Genomic DNA, 763 nt, shown 5'->3' with positions numbered 1-763 from the left:
GGTACCCGGTCGAGGTCATCTCCCACTGTGTGTGGCTGTACTTCCGTTTCCCGCTGTCGTTCCGCGAGGTCGAGGAGCTGATGCTCGAGCGCGGGATCGTCGTCTCCTACGAGACGATCCGCCGTTGGTGCAGCAAGTTCGGGCAGACCTACGCAGGCGCGCTGCGCCGTCGACAGCCCCAGTTCGGGGACAAGTGGCACTTGGACGAGGTCTTCATCAAGATCAACGGGCGATTGCAGTACCTGTGGCGGGCCGTCGACCAGGACGGGCACGTCCTCGACATTCTCGTGCAGAACCGGCGGGACAAGGCCGCAGCCCGATGCTTCTTCCGCAGGCTCCTCAAGAAGACCCGCACGCCGCCGCGGGTGGTCGTCACCGACAAGCTCCGCTCCTACGGCGCGGCCCTCCGCGAGGTCATGCCCTGCGTCGAGCACCGGCAGTCGAAGTACCTGAACAACCGGGCGGAGAACAGCCACCAGCCCACCAGGCAACGCGAACGGGCGATGAAAGGCTTCCGCTCGGTGGGCGGAGCACAGCGGTTCCTCTCCGCGTTCAGCCGTATCTCGACCCACTTCCGACCCCGCCGCCATCTGATGACCGCTGCCGCCCACCGAGCCGAGATGACCGTCCGCTTCACCATCTGGGAGCAGATCACCGGCGTCACGGACCGACCTGCCACGGCCTGAGCACCGGCCCGGAACCTGGCCCCACCACACCTCGACACACCGTCAGACGCCCACACACCCAACAACGTGACAACGCC

The 763-nt window shown here is 66.3% G+C and carries 1 protein-coding gene; it reads left to right on the top strand.

Annotated elements, in window-relative coordinates; translation table 11 throughout:
* A partial coding sequence (locus KUM38_RS18645) for an IS6 family transposase (RefSeq protein WP_254397407.1) occupies positions 1-686 on the top strand: 686 nt, incomplete at its 5' end.
* Positions 687-763: the final 77 nt, after the last annotated feature.

Source organism: Streptomyces sp. AC558_RSS880 (genome assembly GCF_019049255.1).
Lineage (GTDB): Bacteria > Actinomycetota > Actinomycetes > Streptomycetales > Streptomycetaceae > Streptomyces.
Note: the sequence above shows the minus strand (reverse complement) of the source record. Positions and strands in the feature narration are given on the sequence as shown.